Origin of the sequence: Pseudomonas sp. SWRI154, assembly GCF_014268645.1 — a bacterium.
Classification (GTDB): domain Bacteria; phylum Pseudomonadota; class Gammaproteobacteria; order Pseudomonadales; family Pseudomonadaceae; genus Aquipseudomonas; species Aquipseudomonas marvdashtae.
In genome coordinates, this window is the sequence record NZ_JABWQW010000019.1 from 25,944 (window position 1) to 45,418 (window position 19,475).

Here is a 19,475-nt window from a genome sequence, read left to right on the forward strand (position 1 = left end):
ACCGAAAGTCGCTTCGCCGCACAGGATTCGGGCCAAGGTGTTGTAAATACTGAACGCTGTCGCCATGATAACGCTCACTTTCCACACAACCTGATTCCCTGGAGGCTCCAGCATTGGACGTCGGTGAACGACTGCAATCCATTCGTAAACTCAAAGGCCTTTCCCAGCGTGAACTCGCCAAGCGCGCGGGTGTCACCAACAGCACCATTTCGATGATCGAGAAAAACAGCGTGAGCCCCTCGATCAGCTCGCTGCGCAAGGTCCTTGGCGGGATTCCCATGTCCATGGTCGAGTTTTTCTCCGAAGAAATCCTCCAGGAGAAACCGACCCAGATCGTCTATAAAGCCAACGAACTGATCGACATCTCCGACGGCGCCGTGACCATGAAGTTGGTGGGTAGGGCACATCCAAGCCGGGCGATTGCCTTTTTGAACGAAATCTATCCGCCAGGCGCCGACACCGGTGACGAGATGCTCACCCACGAAGGCGAGGAAACCGGGATTCTGGTGGAAGGTCGGCTGGAGCTGGTGGTCGGTGCCGAAACTTTCGTGCTCGAGGCAGGCGACAGCTACTATTTTGAAAGCACCAAGCCTCACCGTTTTCGCAATCCGTTCGATGCGCCGGCGCGACTGATCAGCGCAGCCACACCGGCCAATTTCTAATCGAAGAGGCGCCAAGCCCGGATGGCAAAGGCGCCCGCATGTTGGGCTGTCGTGACGAACAAGACCCTTGCGACTTTGGGGTTGTTTCAGAGTGACAGGCTTACCGCTATACTTGCGCCCGCCTGCAAACCGTGGCCGCAGGCGTGACTAGCCACCATTGAGGGTGTACGCGTGAACCTAATTATGAAAATGCTGGCTGCACCAGCAACCGTATTGGCCCTATGGGCTGCGAGCGCTCAAGCGGCGCCTAACGACGAAATCGCCAAGCGCCTCGAACCCGTTGGCCAGGTTTGCGTTCAGGGCAAGGAATGCAAGGGTATGGAAGTCGTGGCCTCGGCTGGCGGCGCCGGTGGTGCCAAGGCGCCCAAAGATGTCATCGCCAAACATTGCAACGCTTGCCACGGCACCGGCCTGCTGGGCGCGCCGAAAATCGGCGACAAGGCTGCCTGGAAAGAGCGCGCCGATCATCAAGGCGGTCTCGACGGCATCCTGGCCAAGGCTATCACCGGCGTGAACGCCATGCCGCCTAAGGGCACCTGCGCCGATTGCACCGATGAAGAACTCAAGGGTGCTATCAAAGAGATGTCTGGCCTGTAATACGCCAACATCTTTCACAAAAAAGCCGCTTACGAGCGGCTTTTTTGCATCTGGTTTTTTTTCGAGGCTGTTCATCGCAACCAAGAGTCGGCAAGCTCGGTCCAACCCACATTCATGGAATGTCCCGGAGGGTCGGATGGTTCAGTTGTGTTCAATCGAACAGGCGGTGGATGACGTGCTCGAGCGCCTTCCCGCGCATATCCACCTCGGCATGCCCCTCGGGCTGGGCAAGCCCAATCTGTTCGCCAACGCGCTGTACCGGCGCATCGCGCAACTGCCCGAGCGGCAGCTGACCATCTATACGGCGCTGAGCCTGGGCCGGCCGAACCTCGGTGACGGGTTGCAGAAGCGCTTCCTCGAGCCCTTTGTCGAACGGGTCTTCGGCGACTACCCCGAGCTTGATTACCTCGCCGACCTGCAGCGCGACAGCCTGCCGGCGAACGTCCGCGTCCAGCAATTCTTCATGCAACCGGGCAGTCTGTTGCACAGTGCATCCGCCCAGCAGGACTACGTCAGCAGCAACTACAGCCACGCGGCCCGGGACATCAACGCGGCCGGCCTGAACCTGATCGCGCAGCTGGTGGCCAGCGACCCGGAACATCCGGATCGCCTGAGTCTGAGCTGCAACCCGGACATTACCCTGGACCTCTTGCCGATGATCGCCAAGCGGCGCGAGGCGGGGGAAACCATTCTCATGGTGGGGCAGGTCCACAGCGATTTACCCTACATGCCGGGCGACGCGGAAATCGGCATCGACGGCTTCGACCTGCTGATCGATGAAAAGGACAGCCACACGCTGTTCTCCACGCCGAACATGCCGGTGGGGTTCCAGGACCATTTGATCGGCCTGCACGCCAGCGCCCTGGTGCGCGACGGCGGTACGCTGCAGATCGGCATCGGCTCGATGGGCGATGCGTTGACCGCGGCGTTGTTGGCGCGTCAGGCCGATAACGCCGGTTACCAGGCTCTGCTCGCCGACGTGAACCTCAGCCAGTGGGCACAGTTGATCGAGCGCGAGGGTGGGGTCGAGCCGTTTGCCAAGGGGCTTTACGGTTGCAGCGAAATGTTCGTCAACGGTCTGCTGGTGTTGGCGGAGGCCGGGATCATCCGGCGCAAGGTCTATCCCGACGAACCGACCCAGGAACAGGCCAACGCAGGGACTCTCGACGAGGCGGCGCAACCTGACGGCATTTGCATTCATGGCGGGTTTTTCCTCGGCCCGAGCAGCTTCTATGAGCGCTTGCGCGAGCTGCCGCAGAACCGGCGCTTCGAATTCAACATGACCCGTATCAGCTACATCAACGAGCTGTACGGCCAAGAGCAACTCAAGCGCTTGCAGCGACTCGATGCGCGTTTCATCAATACCGTCTTCACCATGACGCTCATGGGCGCCGGGGTGGCTGACCAGTTGGAGGACGGGCGGGTGCTCAGTGGTGTGGGCGGCCAGTACAACTTCGTTGCCCAGGGGCATGCGCTGGAAGGGGCCCGCTCGATCCTGCTCTTGCGCAGCTGGCGCGAATCCGGGGGCGTGGTCAGTTCGAATATCGTCTGGGAGTACGGCCACTGCACAATTCCCCGGCACCTACGGGACATGGTGGTGACCGAGTACGGCATCGCTGACCTGCGCGGCAAGACCGACGCCGCCGTGATCGAGGCATTGCTGAACATCAGCGATTCCCGCTTCCAGCCTGGACTGATCGAGCAGGCACAAAGCGCCGGCAAACTGCCGAAGGACTTTCGTCTCGATCCGCGTTTCGCCGATAACACGTCGGAGCGTTTGCAGGCGATCCAGGCGCGGCATCCGAATCTGTTTCCGGAGTACCCGTTGGGCTGCGATTTCGATGGGCTGGAGCGCGATTTGCTGCGGGCGCTGAACTGGCTTAAAAGCAAGTTCAAGCTCACCGAAATCCTGGAACTTGGCAAAGCCGCGCTCGATGCGCCGCAGCCTTGGGAGTATGCCGGGCATCTGGAGCGGATGCAGTTGACGAACCCTGAGGGCCTGAAGGAGGAGCTGTCCCAGCGCTTGTTGCTTGCGGGGCTCAAGGCGACCGTTCAGTAACCAGGGATTATTCGATAAAGGTCACGACCCCACCCGCCAGCGATTTCACCCGCGCCAGGGATTCGACGCGATAGCCCTGGGCATCCAGTTCCGCGCGGCCTCCCTGAAACGATTTCTCGATCACGATGCCCAGTCCGGCAACGGTCGCGCCGGCCTGTTTTATGATGGAAATCAACGCCTGGGAGGCTTTGCCGTTAGCCAGGAAGTCATCGATGATCAGCACGCGGTCGCTGCTGGTCAGGTGCCGCGGGCTGATGGCTACCGTGCTTTCGGTTCTCTTGGTGAATGAGTACACGGTGGCCGAGAGCAGGTTCTCCGTCAGGGTCAGGGAATGCTGCTTGCGGGCAAAGATTACCGGTACGCCGAGGTTCAGGCCGGTCATGATCGCCGGGGCAATGCCCGAGGCTTCGATGGTGACGATCTTGGTGATGCCCGAATCCTTGAACAGCGCGGCAAATTCGTCGCCGATCAACTTCATCAATTGCGGGTCGATCTGGTGGTTCAGGAAAGCGTCGACTTTCAGGACCTGATCGGAAAGCACGATGCCTTGTTCACGAATTTTCTGCTGCAGGGCTTCCATGAAGCCTCCTCTGATGACGCGTCAGCGCCTGAAGTCAGTGAAAAATAATTGATTCTAGCGCTTCAACATCGCGCGTATATCCGCCAGGGCACTGTTGCCGCGAACGACTTTGACTTCCGTCGGCGTGTCGTCGTTGCCTTCCCAGGCGAGGTCGTCCGGCGGCAGCTCATCGAGAAAGCGGCTCGGCGCGCAGTCGATCACTTCGCCGTACTGCTTGCGCTTGGCGGCAAAGGTAAAGGCCAGCGTCTGGCGTGCCCGGGTAATCCCGACGTAGGCCAGGCGCCGTTCTTCTTCGATGGTGTCGGCCTCGATGCTGGAACGGTGCGGCAGGATTTCTTCTTCCATGCCCATGATGAACACGTAAGGGAATTCCAGGCCCTTGGAGGCGTGAAGGGTCATCATCTGCACGCCTTCAGCGCCTTCTTCCTCTTCCTGCTGGCGCTCGAGCATGTCCCGCAGCACTAACTTGCCGATGGCGTCTTCGACGGTCATGTCGCCGTCTTCGTCTTTTTCCAAGGTGTTCTTCAACGCCTCGATCAAAAACCAGACGTTGCTCATGCGGTAGTCGGCAGCCTTGTCGCTGGAGCTGTTGGTGCGCAGCCAGTTCTCATAGTCGATGTCCATGACCATGCTGCGTAGCGCCGAGATCGGGTCTTCCCCGGCGCACTGCTCGCGGACCTTGTCCATGAAGCGCTTGAAGCGCGCCAGGCGGTCGGTGAAGCGGCTATCAAGGTGCTCGCCGAGGCCGATTTCATCCGTGGCGGCGTACATTGAGATCTTGCGCTCGGTGGCGTAGTTGCCGAGTTTTTCCAGCGTGGTCGAACCGATCTCCCGCCGTGGCACGTTGATCACTCGCAGGAAGGCGTTATCGTCGTCCGGGTTCACGATCAGGCGGAAGTAGGCCATCAGGTCCTTCACTTCCTGGCGTCCGAAGAAGCTGTTACCCCCCGACAGGCGATAGGGGATCTGGTGATGCTGCAACTTCAGCTCGATCAGCTTGGCCTGGTAGTTGCCGCGATAGAGGATCGCAAAGTCGCTGTATGGCCGGTCCGTACGCAGGTGCAGGCTGAGGATTTCCATGGCCACGCGCTCGGCTTCGGCGTCTTCGTTGCGGCAACGGATCACGCGGATCTCGTCGCCGTGGCCCATTTCGCTCCACAGCTGCTTTTCGAATTCGTGGGGGTTGTTGGAGATCAGCACGTTGGCGCAGCGCAGGATGCGGCTCGTGGAGCGGTAGTTCTGCTCCAGCATCACGACTTTCAGCGAGGGGTAGTCGTCCTTGAGCAGCATCAGGTTTTCCGGACGTGCGCCGCGCCAGGCATAGATCGACTGGTCGTCGTCGCCCACCACGGTGAACTGGTTGCGCTTACCGATCAGCAGCTTCACCAGCAAATATTGGCTGGCGTTGGTGTCCTGGTATTCGTCCACCAGCAGGTAGCGCACCTTGTTCTGCCATTTTTCGAGAATGTCTGCGTGATCCTGGAACAGCTTGACCGGCAACAGGATCAGGTCGTCGAAGTCCACCGCGTTGAACGCCTTGAGGGTGCGCTGGTAGTGGGCGTAGACGATGGCGGCGGTCTGTTCCTTGGGGTTGCGGGCGTTCTCCAGGGCTTCGGGAGGCAGGACCAGGTCATTTTTCCAGGACCCGATCATGTTCTTGATCTCGTCCACGCCGTCGTCGCCCGAATATTCCTTCTGCATGATGTCCGTCATCAAGGCCTTGACGTCTGTCTCGTCGAAAATCGAGAAGCCCGGTTTGTAGCCCAGTCGCGCGTGTTCCTTGCGGATGATGTTCAGGCCCAGGTTGTGGAAGGTGCAGACCGTCAGGCCGCGGCCTTCGCCGGCGCGCAACAGGCCACCGACCCGCTCCTTCATTTCCCGGGCGGCCTTGTTGGTGAACGTCATGGCGACGATGTACTGGGCGCGGATGCCGCAATTCTGGATCAGGTGCGCGATCTTGCGGGTGATCACGCTGGTCTTGCCGGAGCCTGCACCGGCGAGCACCAAAAGAGGGCCGCCGACATAGTTCACGGCTTCTTGCTGCCGGGGATTGAGTCGGGACATGACAGGGTTCAGGAGTCGTTTGCGAAATGGGCCGGCATTTTAACAGGCTCGCAGAATTGTGCTGCCCTGTCCGACTTGTGACGCTGAACGTCATCTCTATTTGCCGCTTTTGTTACTTTCGCTCAGGATGCGGACGGGATTTAGGTCTAACGTTCGTTTTCCAGTTGCGAAAAGCGTTAAAAGCTTGTGTTTGAGAACCATTGGCATTGGTGATTGCCCATTGGCGAGTCATAATGCCCCGCGCCTACCACCTTGCAGAGTCTAGGGAGTCAGCTTGTCTACGCCTGTCGAACCCTTGCGTTTGCTGTTGTTGGCCGAAACGCCTGAGTGGTCAGCGATATTGCGCGAGTGCCTGGCGCCCATGGGGCCCTCGGTCGTGTTGATCAGTGCCCCGAGCTGGGAGTCGGTCAGCAGCCTGTTTGAGGACAACCGCAACGCGGTGCTGCTGACTGTTGCGAGCTTGCAGCCTGCGCCCGGTCGCTGCCGTCTGCCAACGGTCCTCTTGCTTGAGCACGAGCCGTCGACCCCGCCGGATGGCGTCAGTGACTGGCTGGTGCGTGATGTGCTGGATGAGGCGACGTTGCGTCGTTGCCTGCGACACGTGCGAGAGCGTGGCGTGCTGGAAAACACCTTGCAACGACTCGCCGAGCAGGACCCGCTGACGGGCATCGCCAACCGCCAGGGCTTCCAGACCTTGCTGGCGGCGCGCCTGGCCGAAAATGATGGCCGTGGCCTGGCGCTCGGTCACCTGGACCTCGACAACTTTCGTCACGCCAACGACGCGCTAGGCCACCAGGCCGGGGACCGTCTGATCCTGCAGGTGGTCTCGCGTCTCAAGGGGTCACTTGAGGCCGGGGATCAACTGGCGCGGCTGGGCAGCGACGAGTTCGCCTTGCTGATCGACACCCGCCGCGCACCCCAGCGAGCGGAATGGATGGCCGAGCGCATCATCGAAGCCATGGCCGAGCCTTACTGGGTTGACGGCGAAAGCCTGTTGATCGGTTGCAGCCTGGGTATCGCCCACTCCCGGGCACAGGCCGGTGCCGACCCGCTGATGTGGCACGCCCATATCGCCATGCAGCAGGCCAAGAGCACGCAAGGCTGCACCTTTCATATCTTCAACGAGCGCATCAATCGCAATGCCCGCAGCCTCGCCGATCTGGAAAGCGAATTGCGCCGGGCGCTGCGCCGCGACGAGCTGGAGTTGCATTACCAACCCCGGTTGAATCTTGCGGACGGGACGATCGTAGGTCTTGAGGCCCTGGTGCGCTGGCGTCATGGTGAGCGCGGATTATTGCCGCCGAGCGAGTTCGTGCCGCTGGCCGAGCAGAGCGGCTTGATCGTGCCGTTGGGTTACTGGGTAATCTCCCGGGCGTTGCGGGACATGCAGGCCCTGCGCGAGCGAGGATTGGCGCCGTTGCACATGGCGATAAACCTGTCGTTCCGGCAGTTCCAGGACAGCCAGCTGTTGCCGACCCTCAGCCGATTGATCGCCGAGCGGGGTGTCGAGGCCCAGTGGCTGGAGTTCGAACTCACCGAAACCGCGGTCATGCGCCGCAGCGACCTGGTCAAGCAGACCATGGACGCCCTGGGTCGGCTGGGGGTGCGCTTTTCCTTGGATGACTTCGGTACCGGATTTTCCTCGTTCGTGCACCTCAATAGCCTGCCCATCGCCTTGCTCAAGATCGACAAGAGCTTCGTCGGCGGCATGGAGCAGCGCGAAGAGAATCGCAAGCTGGTGCACGCGATGATCAACCTGGCCCATAACCTCAACCTGGAGGTGGTGGCCGAAGGCGTCGAAACCCCGGAGCAACTGGACTTGCTCCGGGGTTTCGGTTGCGATCAGGTGCAGGGTTTCCTGATCAGCAAACCGTTGCCATTACCCGAATTGGTCGAGTACCTGACGTTCGAAGGTGGCCAGGCAGTCCAGGAAGCCGGAAGCTGAAGCAATCTTCGTTGGATTTCACTTGGCCTGGATGGCCTCGAAATCCTGTTGCCCAGGCTCACTGCGCATCATCCGCTTCATCTTCCACTCGAACGCCAACGTCAGGCTCACCGCCGCGCAGGCCAGCCCCAGGGCCAGGCCCCACCAAACGCCGGTCGGTCCCCAATGCAGATGGAAGGCCATCCACCAGGCGGCCGGTGCGCCGATCAGCCAATAGCAACCCAAACCCACCAGGAACGTGGTCTTGGCGTCCTTCAAGCCACGGATGCAGCCCATGGCAATGGTTTGCGTGCCATCGAACAGCTCGAACCACGCCGCCACGGCCAGCAGACTGACCGCCAGGTCGATGACGGCTCGGAACGCCGGGTCGTTGTGGTCCAGGAACAGGCCAATCAGCTGGTTCGGCAACAGCCAGAACACCATGGCAAAGGCCAGCATGACGGCCGCGCCAAAGCCGATCCCGACTCGCCCGGCCAGGCGCGCCATTGGCAGCTGTCCGGCGCCGTAGTGCTGGCCGATGCGCATGGTGATGGCGTAGGACATGCCCGCCGGGACCATGAACGCCACCGAGACGATCTGCAGAGCGATCTGGTGCGCCGCCAATTGCGTGCTGCCCATCGTGCCCATGCACAGCGCGGCGAACGCGAACAAACCGACTTCGACCGCGTAGGTGCCGCCAATCGGCAGGCCCAGGCGCCACAGCTCCTTGAGGTACTGGCGATTGGGCCGTGACAGGCCTTTGAGCAATGGATAGGCACGGTAGGCCGAGTGGCGATGGATATGCCAGGCGAGCGCCAGGGCCATGCAGTTGGCGACGATGGCCGTTACCAGGCCGATCCCCATCAAGCCGAGCCTTGGCAGGCCGAACATACCGGTAATCAGCGCGTAATTGAGCAGGAAGTTGGCCACCGTGCCGCCGAGGCTGATCACCATGACCGGTGTGGCCCGGCCGATGGCACTGGTGAAACCGCGCAACGCCATGAAGCTCAAGTAGCCGGGCAGGGCGAACGGCAGCGCCAGCAGGAACTGGCCGGCGGACAGCACGTTGGTTTCGGTCTGGCCGAACATCAGCAGTACTGGCTTGAGGTTCCACAGCAGCAAACCCGCCACCAGCGCCATCAACCAGGCCAGCCATAATCCGGCCTGGGTCAGCCGGGTAGCGCCTTCAATATCGCCGGCGCCCTGGCGAATCGCGACCAATGTACCCACCGCCGCGATCACGCCGATGCAGAAAATCGATACGAACGAATAAGTGGCCGCCCCGAGCCCGCCGCCGGCCAGGGCTTCGGGACTCAGGCGCGCCATCATCAGGGTGTCGGTCAGCACCATCAGCATGTGCGCCAACTGCGAGGCAATCAACGGCCCCGCCAGCCGCAGGATGGCCCAGAGTTCGGTACGCGCCGGATGCTGCATGATCATCACGCTCCATGTTCAAACAAGGCAGTAAAGCGTCGATTCTCGGCGCTCGCGAAGGTTTGCACAAAAGGATAAATACGATTGCTGGCATGATTAAAACTCATGCTGGAGCACATTCTGCTAGTGTGCCGATATCGCCCTCGTGGAGCTTCGCCATGTCTCGTCGTCTTCCTCCTCTTTATGCGTTGCGTGCATTCGAAGCGGCGGCGCGGTACAGCTCGTTCACCCGGGCTGCTGAAGAGTTGTCGATCACGCAAAGCGCGGTCAGCCGGCACATCCGCACGCTGGAGGACCACTTCGCCTGTCGGCTGTTCCAGCGCAGCGGCCGCAACCTGCAGTTGACCGAGTCGGCGCGTTTGCTGTTGCCGGGCGTGCGAGAAGGGTTCATGGCGCTGGAGCGCGCCTGTCATACCTTGCACGGGGAAGACGACATCCTGCGCATGAAAGCACCCTCGACCCTGACCATGCGTTGGCTGTTGGCGCGGCTGAGCCGTTTTCGGCACTTGCAGCCCGGCAACGAGGTGCAATTGACCAGCGCCTGGATGGACATCGACTCGGTGGACTTCAACACCGAGCCTTTCGATTGCGCGGTACTGCTGGGTAATGGGCATTTTCCGGCGGACTGGGAAGCCAGCCTGTTATTCCCCGAGGAGCTGATTCCGGTCGGCGCGCCGAACCTGTTGAACGACCAGCCTTGGGATCTTGCGCGGTTGGCCAGTGCCGAACTGCTGCATCCCACACCGGATCGCCGTGACTGGCGCAACTGGCTGCAACGCATGGGGCTGGCCGACAAGGTTTCGCTCAAGGGCGGGCAAGTGTTCGACACGCTGGAGCTGGGCATGATCGCTGCGGCGCGCGGCTACGGCGTGTCCATGGGGGATTTGCTGATGGTCGCCGAGGACGTCGCCCAGGGACGCTTGAGCCTGCCGTGGCCGACGGCGGTCGCCAGCGGTGAGCACTATTACCTCGTCTGGCCGAAGACTCGTCCCGGAGGTGAACGTTTGCGCCGGCTCAGCGATTTCTTGCAAAGCGAGGTCACGGCCATGCAGCTTCCCGACGTGACGCGTCTTGGCTGAACCGTTGCAGCCAGTGATAGCTACTTGATATTAATCCTCCCGAATCGCTCAAGTATTCGGTTTCGCCGCCGAAGGTGTGGAGGTAGTACTTTCGTATCAGAAAGGGACTGCCTACACCCATCACCCAAAATAGCCGAGCGTGTGACGTGATCAGGACGATCCCAATCTCTCGGCCAGGAGCCGTCATGTCTCAACCTCGCGCCCGGATCGCCTCTCAGCTTGGCCTTGCCCTCGCTGTGATACTGGCGATAGTGATCACCGGCAGTACCGTCTTCGCCTTGCGCTCGCTGGACACCGCCAACCTTGCCACCCGTGAAGAGCACCTAGCCAGCGAAGCTCGCCTGATGGCCGATCAGCTCAATACATTCCATGGCACTTTGCGCGAGAGCACCCAGCGGCTGGCCGGTCTATTCGAAAAGCGCTTCAGCGCGGGCCTGAGCGTGCATCCTGACCAACCGGTGACTGTGGCGGGCGTACAAACCCCGGGCTTGAGCCTGGGCAGCGAAGTACTGAACAACAATTTCAAGGAAGTCGATGACTTCAAGACGATGACCGCCGGGGTGGCCACGATATTCGTGCGCAGCGGTGACGATTTCATCCGGGTCAGCACTTCGGCCAGCAAACAGGACGGCACACGGGCCATCGGCACCGTGCTCGACCGCGCAGGCCCGGCTTATGGCCCGGTGATCAGCGGTCAGAGCTATATCGGCCGGGCGCTGCTGTTCGGGCGTTTCTATATGTCGCAGTACACGCCGGTGCGCGACAACAGCGGCAAGATCATCGCCGTGTTGTACGTAGGCTTCGATTACACCGATGCGCAGAATGCGCAGTTCGAGAATCTCAAGCGCTTCCGCATCGGCAAGACCGGTTCGCTGGCCCTGCTGGATGAGCAAAGCAAATGGCTGGTGCCGCCAGCAGGCGTGCAGGCGCTGGACAAGGCTGCCGTAACCATCACGAATCTGGTCAAGAAGCCAGGTAAAGGGGCGTTCTGGGACGATACTGCAGAAGCGTTCTACAGCGTCGCCGTGCCGTTCGAAGGTGGGCCGTGGGCCGTCGTGGCGAGCATGCCGAAAGCTGAAATCAGTGCCGTGACCTGGAGTGTCGGTACGCAACTGGCTATCGGCAGCTTGCTGGCGATGCTGCTGGCCGTTGGATCAGCGATGTGGCTGCTGCGCAGTAAACTGGCCCCGTTGGGCGACCTGGTGCGTCAGGCCGAAGCATTGGGCGCCGGTGATTTGAGCGTGCGCCTGAACGTGTCGAGCCATGACGAGATCGGCCAGCTGGCCCGCGCGTTCAACCAGATGAGCCAAGCCTTGTCGACCATGGTCGAGCACATCCGCAAAGCCTCGCAAGAGGTCAACAGCCGTGCCCAGGCCCTGTCCGGGTTGTCCAGCGGTGCCTATGAGGGCATGGAGCAGCAGTCCGGCGAGATCACCAGCATGGCCGGTGCGGTTGAAGAGTTCAGCGCCACCTCCCTGAACATTGCCGACAACATGGGCAATACCCAGCGCCTGGCCCAAGAGAACGCACAGCAAACCCAGATTGGTCGCACGTCCATGGACGAAGCTTCATCGTCGTTGGAGCAGATAGCTGGCGCACTGAACAGTACGGCTACGGTCATCAACACCCTGGGCCAGCGTTCCCAGGAAATCGGCGGCATCGTGGGCGTGATTACGTCTATTGCTGAACAAACCAACCTGCTGGCGTTGAACGCTGCCATCGAAGCTGCCCGCGCGGGCGAGCAGGGCCGTGGTTTTGCCGTGGTGGCCGATGAAGTGCGCAGCCTGGCGTCGCGTACCCGTCAGGCCACTGATGAAATTTCCGGCATGATCAACAGCATCCAGCAGGAAACCGGCAATGCCATCAGTACGATGGAGAAGGGCAACCTGCTGATGCAGGAAGGCTTGTCGCGCAACGCCAATGTGGCCACGGCCCTGGCGCGCATCGATGAACAAAGTCGCTCGGCCGGCCAGCAATTTTCTGCGATCACCACGGCCACCCAGGAACAGAGCAGCACCGCGACCCTGCTTAGCAGCAACCTGCAAAGCATTGCCATGGCCAACACCGAGCAGCGCGAAGTGGTCTCCAACCTGGCGATCACCGCCAAGGAACTGGAAACCCTGGCGCAGGACCTGCGCAAAGAGGTTGATCGGTTCCGCTGAGGCGTTCCGTACCGAGCAAGCTCCTCCAGCACTTTTTGCTGGAGCGAGCTTGCTCGCAATGGCGGCAGTCCGGCCGCCGTCATCTCACCCTGACCCACCGCGTTTGCGACCAAGCTCGCTTCCACAAAAGCTCCTCTCTCCTGCTTAAGCCTTTTTTAGGTTAGTTGCTGTTTTTTGGCTTGCTGAAACGTTTCTTCAAGTCTATAAAAACCGCACAACTCCAAGAAAAGGCTCCGTTCATGAATTCGCTCAAACTCCTCGTTGCCCTCAGCGCCTTGGGTGCTGCCTCCCATGCGATGGCTTGGGATTACGTTTTGCTCGACACCGACAAGGCCGCCCAGCCGTGGCAAATCACCAGCCAGCAGTTGGGCGTCAAGACCGACAAGCCGTTTTCCGTGACTATGCGAACCCTGCACGGCGGTCGTCAGGAAGGCGTCAGCGTTGTCGACATCGATAACGGCACCCTGAAGCTCTCGGTCGTCCCGACTCGAGGCATGAATGTGCTGCAAGCCTCGGTCGGTGATGTGCGCATGGGCTGGGATTCGCCAGTCAAGGAAGTGGTCAACCCGGCATTCATCGAGCTCAACGGGCGAGGCGGCCTGGGCTGGCTGGAAGGTTTCAATGAGCTGGTGACCCGCTGCGGCTACGAATGGGTCGGCCATCCGGGTATGGATAACGGAGAGCTGCTGACGTTGCACGGTCGCGCGGCCAATATCCCGGCGAACAAGGTCACGCTGCACATCGACGAAAAACCGCCCTACGCGATCACCCTGCGAGGCGAGCTGAAGGAGCAGGCGTTCAAGAAAGTCGACTTCTCGGTGCAGACCGAACTCGTCACTGAACCCGGCAGCGTGGCGTTCTCGCTTAATGACACGCTGACCAACAATGGCGATTATCCAAAGGAATACCAGGCGCTCTACCACAGCAATTTCAGCACCCCGTTCCTGGAGCAGGGTGCTCGCTTCGCAGCGCCGGTCAAGCAAGTCTCGCCATTCAACGACAAGGCCAAGGACGACCTGAAAGACTGGCAAACCTATCGAGCCCCCACCAAGGACTACGATGAAACGGTCTATAACGTCGTGCCATACGCCGACGCCAAGGGCGATACGCTGACCGTCTTGCACAACAAGGCCGGCAGCCTCGGCGTTGCGGTGGGCTTCAACACCGGGACGCTTCCGGTTTTTTCCCTGTGGAAAAACACCGATACCCAAGGCCAGGGCTATGTGACCGGCCTGGAACCGGGCACCAGTTTCTCCTATAACCGCCGCTACCAGCGTCCACTGGGCCTGGTGCCGACCATCGCACCGAAAGAGCGCAAGCAATTCCAGATCCACTACAGCCTTCTGGCAGACAAGGTTGCCGTGGACAAGGCCCTCAAGCGCATCGACGATATCCAGGGCGATCAAAAAATCGAGGTGCGGGAGACGCCGTTGGTGGACCTGAGCAAACCGTGAGCCCTTTCAAGGCGTAGCCGGCCGATATTGCAAGGCTTCGGCCAGATGCTCTCGGCTGATTCGTTCTACCTGCTCGAGGTCGGCCAAGGTCCGGGCGACCTTGAGCAAGCGGTGGGCGGCTCGTAGCGACAGGGTCAACCGTTCGCAGGCGGTCTCCAGCCAGGCTTCATCGGTTGCCGACAATTTGCAATGCCGACGCAGGCCCGGCAGGTCGAGGAACGCATTGGCACAACCCTGTCGTGCTTGCTGGCGTTCACGGGCTTCGGCCACCCGCTCGGCTGCGGTGGCCGTGTCGTTCCCCGGTTCGCTCTTTGGGGTCAGAGCCGTGGCTTCCCGGGCGACGGTCAGGTGCAGGTCGATGCGGTCCAGCAAAGGACCGGACAGCTTGTTGCGGTAACGCTGCACCATGTCCGGCGTGCAGGAACATCGGCCGCTGGGCTCGCCAAGGTACCCACAAGGGCAGGGGTTCATCGCTGCCACCAGTTGAAAGCGTGCCGGAAAGCGCACCCGGTCTCGTGCCCGCGAAACCACGATGAAACCCGACTCCAGCGGCTCTCTCAAGACTTCCAGCACCTTGCGGTCGAACTCCGGCAGTTCATCCAGGAACAGCACGCCATGGTGGGCTAGGGTGATTTCCCCCGGCTGCGGCTTGGACCCGCCTCCTACCAGCGCCGGCCCGGACGCCGAATGATGAGGCTGGCGAAACGGGCGTTGCGGCCAATGGCTCAACGGCACGCAACTGGCAACAGACTGTATCGCCGCGACCTCCAGGGCTTCGCTTTCCGCCAACGGGGGCAATAACCCCGGCAAACGACTTGCCAACAGCGTCTTGCCAGTGCCAGGTGGGCCGCTGAACAACAGGTTGTGAGCCCCCGCCGCAGCGATCAGCAGTGCGCGCTTGGCGCCGGTCTGGCCTTGTACTTCGCTCAGGTCCGGATAAGGCTTGCTGGCCGAAAGCAGCCCGTTGGAAACAAACGGCTCGACGGGCGTGTGGCCATTGAAGTGCGCCACCGCTTCGAGCAGATGATCCACGGCGATCACCTTCAACCCCGACGCCAGGCAGGCTTCCTCGGCGTTCGCTCGCGGCACCACCAGCATGCGCCCAGCCTTGCGCGCCGCCAGCGCCGCGGGCAGCACCCCGCGCACCGGCCGAACGGCGCCGGACAAGGCCAGTTCCCCGAGGCATTCAACGTCGTCCAGCATCAGTGTCGGCACTTGCACGCTGGCGGAGAGAATTCCCAAGGCGATGGCCAGGTCGAAGCGGCCGCCGTCCTTTGGAAGATCCGCCGGTGCCAGGTTCAGGGTGATGCGCCGCGCCGGGAAGTTCAGCCCCGAATTGATGATCGCGCTGCGCACCCGATCCTTGCTTTCCTTCACGGCGGCTTCTGGCAGGCCGACCATGGTCAGCGATGGCAAGCCATTGGCCAGGTGAACCTCAACGGTAACGGCAGGAGCCTCCACCCCTACCTGGGCGCGGCTGTGGACGATGGCGAGCGACATGAAGCGTTCCTTGAATGAATAAAGAGCCGCGTCCTGCGGCTCTTGAAGACTAGTCCGGGGGGAGGACTTGGGTGCGGCAGTTGAAGGGGGAAATGTTGGCAGAATATTACCGAGGCGATGGGCGCTCTCTGGATACGAACGGTGTGGACCAAGGCTCTGCTACGCTGGATTTGTCTGATAGGCATCTGGCGGGATCAACGGCGTAGCGAGGAAGTGACGATGAATGATCTGTTGGCGTTGTTGACCGACAAGCGCTTCATGCCCCATGGGCATTGTTACCTGTGGCGCCCGGATCTGTTGTGGACCAATGTGATCGCCGACAGCTTGATCACCCTCAGCTATGTCTCCATTCCCTTTACGCTCATTTACTTCATCAACAAGCGCAAGGACGTTCCTTTCGACTGGATGCTGACGGCGTTCGGCGTGTTTATCCTCGCCTGCGGAACTAGCCATGTGATGGAGATCCTGACCATCTGGCAGCCGTATTATTGGTTGTCCGCCCTAGTGAAAGTGATCACTGCCATTGCCTCTGTGATCACCGCCATCCTGTTGATCCGGCTGGTGCCCGCTGCCTTGAAGATTCCCAGTCCGCGACAGCTGGCCAAGGTCAACGATGAGTTGCGCGAGGCTCAGGCCGAGCTGGTGACGACAGCTCGCCGGGCTGGCATGGCGGAAATTGCCACCAATGTGCTGCATAACGTTGGCAATGTGCTCAACAGTGTCAACGTGTCCGCCCAGGTTCTCTTCGATAAGGTGCATACATCGAAGGGGCCGGGCGTCGCCAAGGTTGTCCAGTTGATGAAGGAACACCCGGACGACCTCGGCGACTTCATCAGCAGCGATCCGAAGGGCCGTGCGCTACCGGACTATCTCGGCAAGCTGGCCGACGCGCTGGCGACCGAGCAGCAAGCCATGATCGCCGAATTGACGCAGCTGAGCCGCAGGATCGACCACATCAAGGACATCGTCGCGACCCAGCAATCCTATGCCGGTTACTCCAGCGTGCTCGAACCGGGCTTGTTGCGGGAGCTGGTCGAAGATGTGGTGCGTATCAGTGGCGTGTCGCTGGTGCGGCACAAGGTGACGCTGGTCCAGGAGCTCAACGATATTCCGATGATGTCGCTGGACAAGCACAAGGTCCTGCAAATATTGGTCAACCTGATCAATAACGCCAAGCAGGCGCTGGTCTCTGTCACCGATCGAGCATCGCACATCACCTTGCGACTGAAGGCCGTTGACGACACGCGTGTGCGGATAGAGGTCGAGGACAACGGCGAGGGCATCAGCGCGGAGAATCTGACGCGGGTGTTCGAGCATGGTTTCACGACGCGTCCCGACGGCCATGGTTTTGGCCTGCATAGCTGCATCCTCGCAGCCCATGAGATGGGCGGGGACCTGACGGTGCAGAGCGCGGGGCCGGGCGAGGGTGCGCTGTTTGCCTTGGAGTTGCCGATCACGCTTGTCCCGGGGCAGTCGCAGAAGGCAGCGACTCGTTGACTGCTTATTGCGGCGTTGAATTCAGGCGCTCTTCCAGCTCGGCCACCTTCGCTTCGAGACTCTCCAGCCGTGCCCGGGTCCGGGCCAGCACGACCATCTGGCTGTCGAATTCTTCCCGGCTCACCAGGTCCAGCTTGCTGAAGCCGCTTTGCAGCAGCGCCTTGAACTGGCTTTCGATTTCGCTTTTCGGCAGGGGAGTGTCACCGCTCAACAGGCGGGAGGCGTGGCCGCTGAGGGCGTCGAGAAGGTCTTTGGGCGCAAGCATGGCAGGTGTCCTGGAAACGATGGCGGGCAGTGTATCACGCACCGTCTATAGTCAATTCGCCAGGCGCGGATGCACGCTTTTCGCGCACGGTGCCGGGCACCGTCGCACCGTTGTTGTGCGTATCGCTGCGGTTCGTGGCGCGGGGCAGGTTGGCGCAGCGGGTAAAGGGTTGAAATCAGGGGGGTTGGCCACAGATGGCAAGCTTTCTGCTTAGTGGCTGGTGACCCATGCACTGATGCAGTCGCTGTGACGAATGCAGTGCAACGGCGGAACGGGGAGTTTCGTCAGGAGTAGTCAGCTGGCGCCAGTCGGGCAACTTGGGCCGACGACGCGTTACAAAGCCAGGCACTGCGCTTAGACTTGAGTCGGGTTTGTTTTCCTGGGGCAAGTCCACCAATTCGGGAGAGAGTTTCATGAAGCTAGTCACTGCCATCATCAAGCCGTTCAAGTTGGACGACGTACGCGAGTCGTTGTCCGAGATCGGCGTGCAGGGCATTACCGTTACTGAAGTCAAAGGCTTCGGGCGGCAGAAAGGTCACACCGAGCTGTATCGTGGCGCGGAATATGTGGTCGACTTCCTGCCCAAGGTGAAGATCGACGTCGCTATCGACGACAAGGATCTCGACCGGGTCATCGAGGCGATTACCAAGGCCGCCAACACCGGCAAGATTGGTGACGGAAAGATCTTTGTGGTCAATCTGGAACAGGCCATTCGCATCCGTACCGGCGAAACCGATACCGACGCTATCTAAGCCGTCAAACCCAACGCCCCAGGAGAAAACAATATGACTCTGCGTAAATTCGCAGGGCTAGGAGCCCTGTTGTCCTTCGCAATGCCTGGCCTGGCCATGGCAGAAGAAGCGGCAGCCCCAGTCCTCAACTCCGGCGACACCGCCTGGATGCTGACGGCCACGATTCTTGTTCTGTTCATGACCATTCCTGGCCTGGCGCTGTTCTACGGCGGCATGGTTCGGTCGAAAAACATTCTTTCCGTGATGATGCAGTGCTTCGCCATTACCGGTTTGATCAGCGTCCTGTGGGTTATCTATGGCTACAGCATCGCGTTCGACACCACCGGCATGGAGCAGGGCGTCGTCAACTTCAACTCCTTCATCGGCGGCCTGGGCAAAGCGTTCCTGGCGGGCGTCACCCCGGCCAGCATTACCGGTCCGGCGGCGTTGTTCCCTGAAGCAGTGTTCATCACCTTCCAGATGACCTTCGCGATCATCACTCCAGCCCTGATCGTCGGCGCCTTCGCCGAGCGGATGAAGTTCTCCGCCATGCTGATCTTCATGGGCGTGTGGTTCACCCTGGTGTATGCGCCGATTGCGCACATGGTCTGGTCCGGCAACGGCGGCCTGATGTGGGACTGGGGTGTGCTGGACTTCGCCGGCGGCACCGTGGTGCACATCAACGCCGGTATCGCGGGCCTGGTAGCCTGCCTGGTATTGGGCAAGCGCAAAGGTTTCCCGACCACGCCAATGGCGCCGCATAACTTGGGTTACACCCTGATGGGCGCGGCCATGCTGTGGGTGGGCTGGTTCGGTTTCAACGCCGGTTCCGCCGTCGCGGCCAACGGCACCGCTGGCATGGCGATGCTGGTAACCCAGATCGCCACCGCTGCCGCGGCGCTGGGCTGGATGTTCGCCGAGTGGATCACCCACGGCAAGCCAAGCGCACTGGGCATCGCCTCGGGTGTGGTGGCGGGCCTGGTCGCGATCACGCCTGCAGCTGGCACAGTGGGCCCGATGGGCGCCCTGGTCATCGGCCTGGCGGCGGGCGTGGTGTGCTTCTTCTGCGCCACCACCCTCAAGCGCAAGCTCGGTTATGACGATTCCCTGGACGCCTTTGGCGTGCATGGTATCGGCGGCATCCTCGGCGCGATCCTGACCGGTGTGTTCGCAGCGCCGGCCCTGGGTGGCTTCGGCACCGTGACCGATATCGGTGCGCAAGTGTGGATTCAATTCAAGGGCGTAGGCTTCACTGTGGTCTACACCGGCATCGTCACCTTCATCATCCTCAAGGTCCTGGACGCCGTCATGGGTCTGCGGGTTTCCGAGGAAGAAGAAGCCGTGGGCCTGGACTTGGCCCAGCACAACGAGCGTGGTTACAACCTGTAATCGACAGGTAAAAAAATGCCCGGTTCGCCGGGCATTTTTTTGCCTGGAGTTTGTCATTGCTCACAAGGCGTGCTGGTT

At 61.0% G+C, this 19,475-nt stretch carries 15 protein-coding genes; 10 read left to right on the top strand and 5 right to left on the bottom strand.

The genetic code is table 11. The annotated features are described in order from the left end of the window. The first annotated feature begins 113 nt into the window (after positions 1–113). From relB to HU806_RS17300, 3 genes are all read left to right on the top strand, one after another. On the top strand, positions 114–662 hold the full coding sequence (gene relB / locus HU806_RS17290; RefSeq protein WP_047226150.1) for a type II toxin-antitoxin system RelB family anti-toxin: 549 nt from the start codon (positions 114–116) through the stop codon (positions 660–662). Positions 663–845: 183 nt separating this feature from the next. Then, positions 846–1,259 (top strand): c-type cytochrome, encoded by a 414-nt coding sequence (locus HU806_RS17295; protein WP_186612828.1) that lies wholly within the window; start codon positions 846–848, stop codon positions 1,257–1,259. Positions 1,260–1,395: 136 nt separating this feature from the next. Beyond that, positions 1,396–3,318, top strand: coding sequence for an acetyl-CoA hydrolase/transferase C-terminal domain-containing protein (locus HU806_RS17300; protein ID WP_186612684.1), 1,923 nt, complete (start codon positions 1,396–1,398; stop codon positions 3,316–3,318). Positions 3,319–3,325: 7 nt separating this feature from the next. On the opposite strand, the gene HU806_RS17305 is transcribed toward HU806_RS17300, so the two are convergent. Together HU806_RS17305 and rep are read right to left on the bottom strand one after the other, a co-directional pair. Then, entirely contained in the window at positions 3,326–3,898 is a 573-nt protein-coding gene (locus HU806_RS17305) for a xanthine phosphoribosyltransferase (protein WP_186612685.1), read from the bottom strand. Positions 3,899–3,952: 54 nt separating this feature from the next. Continuing rightward, the gene (gene rep, locus HU806_RS17310) at positions 3,953–5,962 is read right to left on the bottom strand and encodes a DNA helicase Rep (protein ID WP_186612688.1); all 2,010 of its coding nucleotides are present in this window, start codon (positions 5,960–5,962) and stop codon (positions 3,953–3,955) included. A 274-nt stretch (positions 5,963–6,236) separates the two neighbouring features. On the opposite strand from rep, the gene HU806_RS17315 reads away from it, so the two are divergent. After that, positions 6,237–7,907: a putative bifunctional diguanylate cyclase/phosphodiesterase gene (locus tag HU806_RS17315; protein ID WP_186612690.1), complete on the top strand. Its 1,671-nt coding sequence runs from the start codon at positions 6,237–6,239 to the stop codon at positions 7,905–7,907. Positions 7,908–7,925: 18 nt separating this feature from the next. Here the strand turns inward: HU806_RS17315 and HU806_RS17320 are convergent, their stop codons facing one another. After that, entirely contained in the window at positions 7,926–9,320 is a 1,395-nt protein-coding gene (locus HU806_RS17320) for a NorM family multidrug efflux MATE transporter (protein ID WP_186612830.1), read from the bottom strand. A 158-nt stretch (positions 9,321–9,478) separates the two neighbouring features. Between HU806_RS17320 and HU806_RS17325 the strand changes: the two genes are divergently transcribed. The 3 genes from HU806_RS17325 to HU806_RS17335 all read left to right on the top strand — a co-directional run bounded on the left by HU806_RS17325 (position 9,479) and on the right by HU806_RS17335 (position 14,015). Further along, on the top strand, positions 9,479–10,399 hold the full coding sequence (locus HU806_RS17325; RefSeq protein ID WP_186612692.1) for a LysR substrate-binding domain-containing protein: 921 nt from the start codon (positions 9,479–9,481) through the stop codon (positions 10,397–10,399). Positions 10,400–10,584: 185 nt separating this feature from the next. Beyond that, complete coding sequence (locus HU806_RS17330) at positions 10,585–12,561, top strand: methyl-accepting chemotaxis protein (RefSeq protein ID WP_186612694.1); 1,977 nt, start codon at positions 10,585–10,587, stop codon at positions 12,559–12,561. Positions 12,562–12,800: 239 nt separating this feature from the next. Then, complete coding sequence (locus HU806_RS17335; RefSeq protein WP_186612696.1) at positions 12,801–14,015, top strand: aldose 1-epimerase family protein; 1,215 nt, start codon at positions 12,801–12,803, stop codon at positions 14,013–14,015. 6 nt (positions 14,016–14,021) lie between these two features. On the opposite strand, the gene HU806_RS17340 is transcribed toward HU806_RS17335, so the two are convergent. Beyond that, on the bottom strand, positions 14,022–15,515 hold the full coding sequence (locus tag HU806_RS17340; RefSeq protein WP_186612698.1) for a YifB family Mg chelatase-like AAA ATPase: 1,494 nt from the start codon (positions 15,513–15,515) through the stop codon (positions 14,022–14,024). Between the two features lie 219 nt (positions 15,516–15,734). Here HU806_RS17340 and HU806_RS17345 point away from each other — a divergent pair, with 219 nt between their 5' ends. Then, a complete protein-coding gene (locus HU806_RS17345) occupies positions 15,735–17,012 on the top strand; it encodes a sensor histidine kinase (RefSeq protein WP_186612700.1) in 1,278 nt (425 codons plus the stop codon). A gap of 4 nt (positions 17,013–17,016) precedes the next feature. Here HU806_RS17345 and HU806_RS17350 read toward each other — a convergent pair whose 3' ends face one another. Next, positions 17,017–17,277, bottom strand: a complete 261-nt coding sequence (locus tag HU806_RS17350) for an accessory factor UbiK family protein (RefSeq protein WP_186612702.1) — start codon at positions 17,275–17,277, stop codon at positions 17,017–17,019. A gap of 413 nt (positions 17,278–17,690) precedes the next feature. Here HU806_RS17350 and glnK point away from each other — a divergent pair, with 413 nt between their 5' ends. Together glnK and HU806_RS17360 are read left to right on the top strand one after the other, a co-directional pair. Beyond that, on the top strand, positions 17,691–18,029 hold the full coding sequence (glnK, locus tag HU806_RS17355; RefSeq protein WP_002555808.1) for a P-II family nitrogen regulator: 339 nt from the start codon (positions 17,691–17,693) through the stop codon (positions 18,027–18,029). Between the two features lie 33 nt (positions 18,030–18,062). After that, positions 18,063–19,397 (top strand): ammonium transporter, encoded by a 1,335-nt coding sequence (locus HU806_RS17360; RefSeq protein ID WP_186612704.1) that lies wholly within the window; start codon positions 18,063–18,065, stop codon positions 19,395–19,397. Positions 19,398–19,475 lie beyond the last annotated feature (78 nt).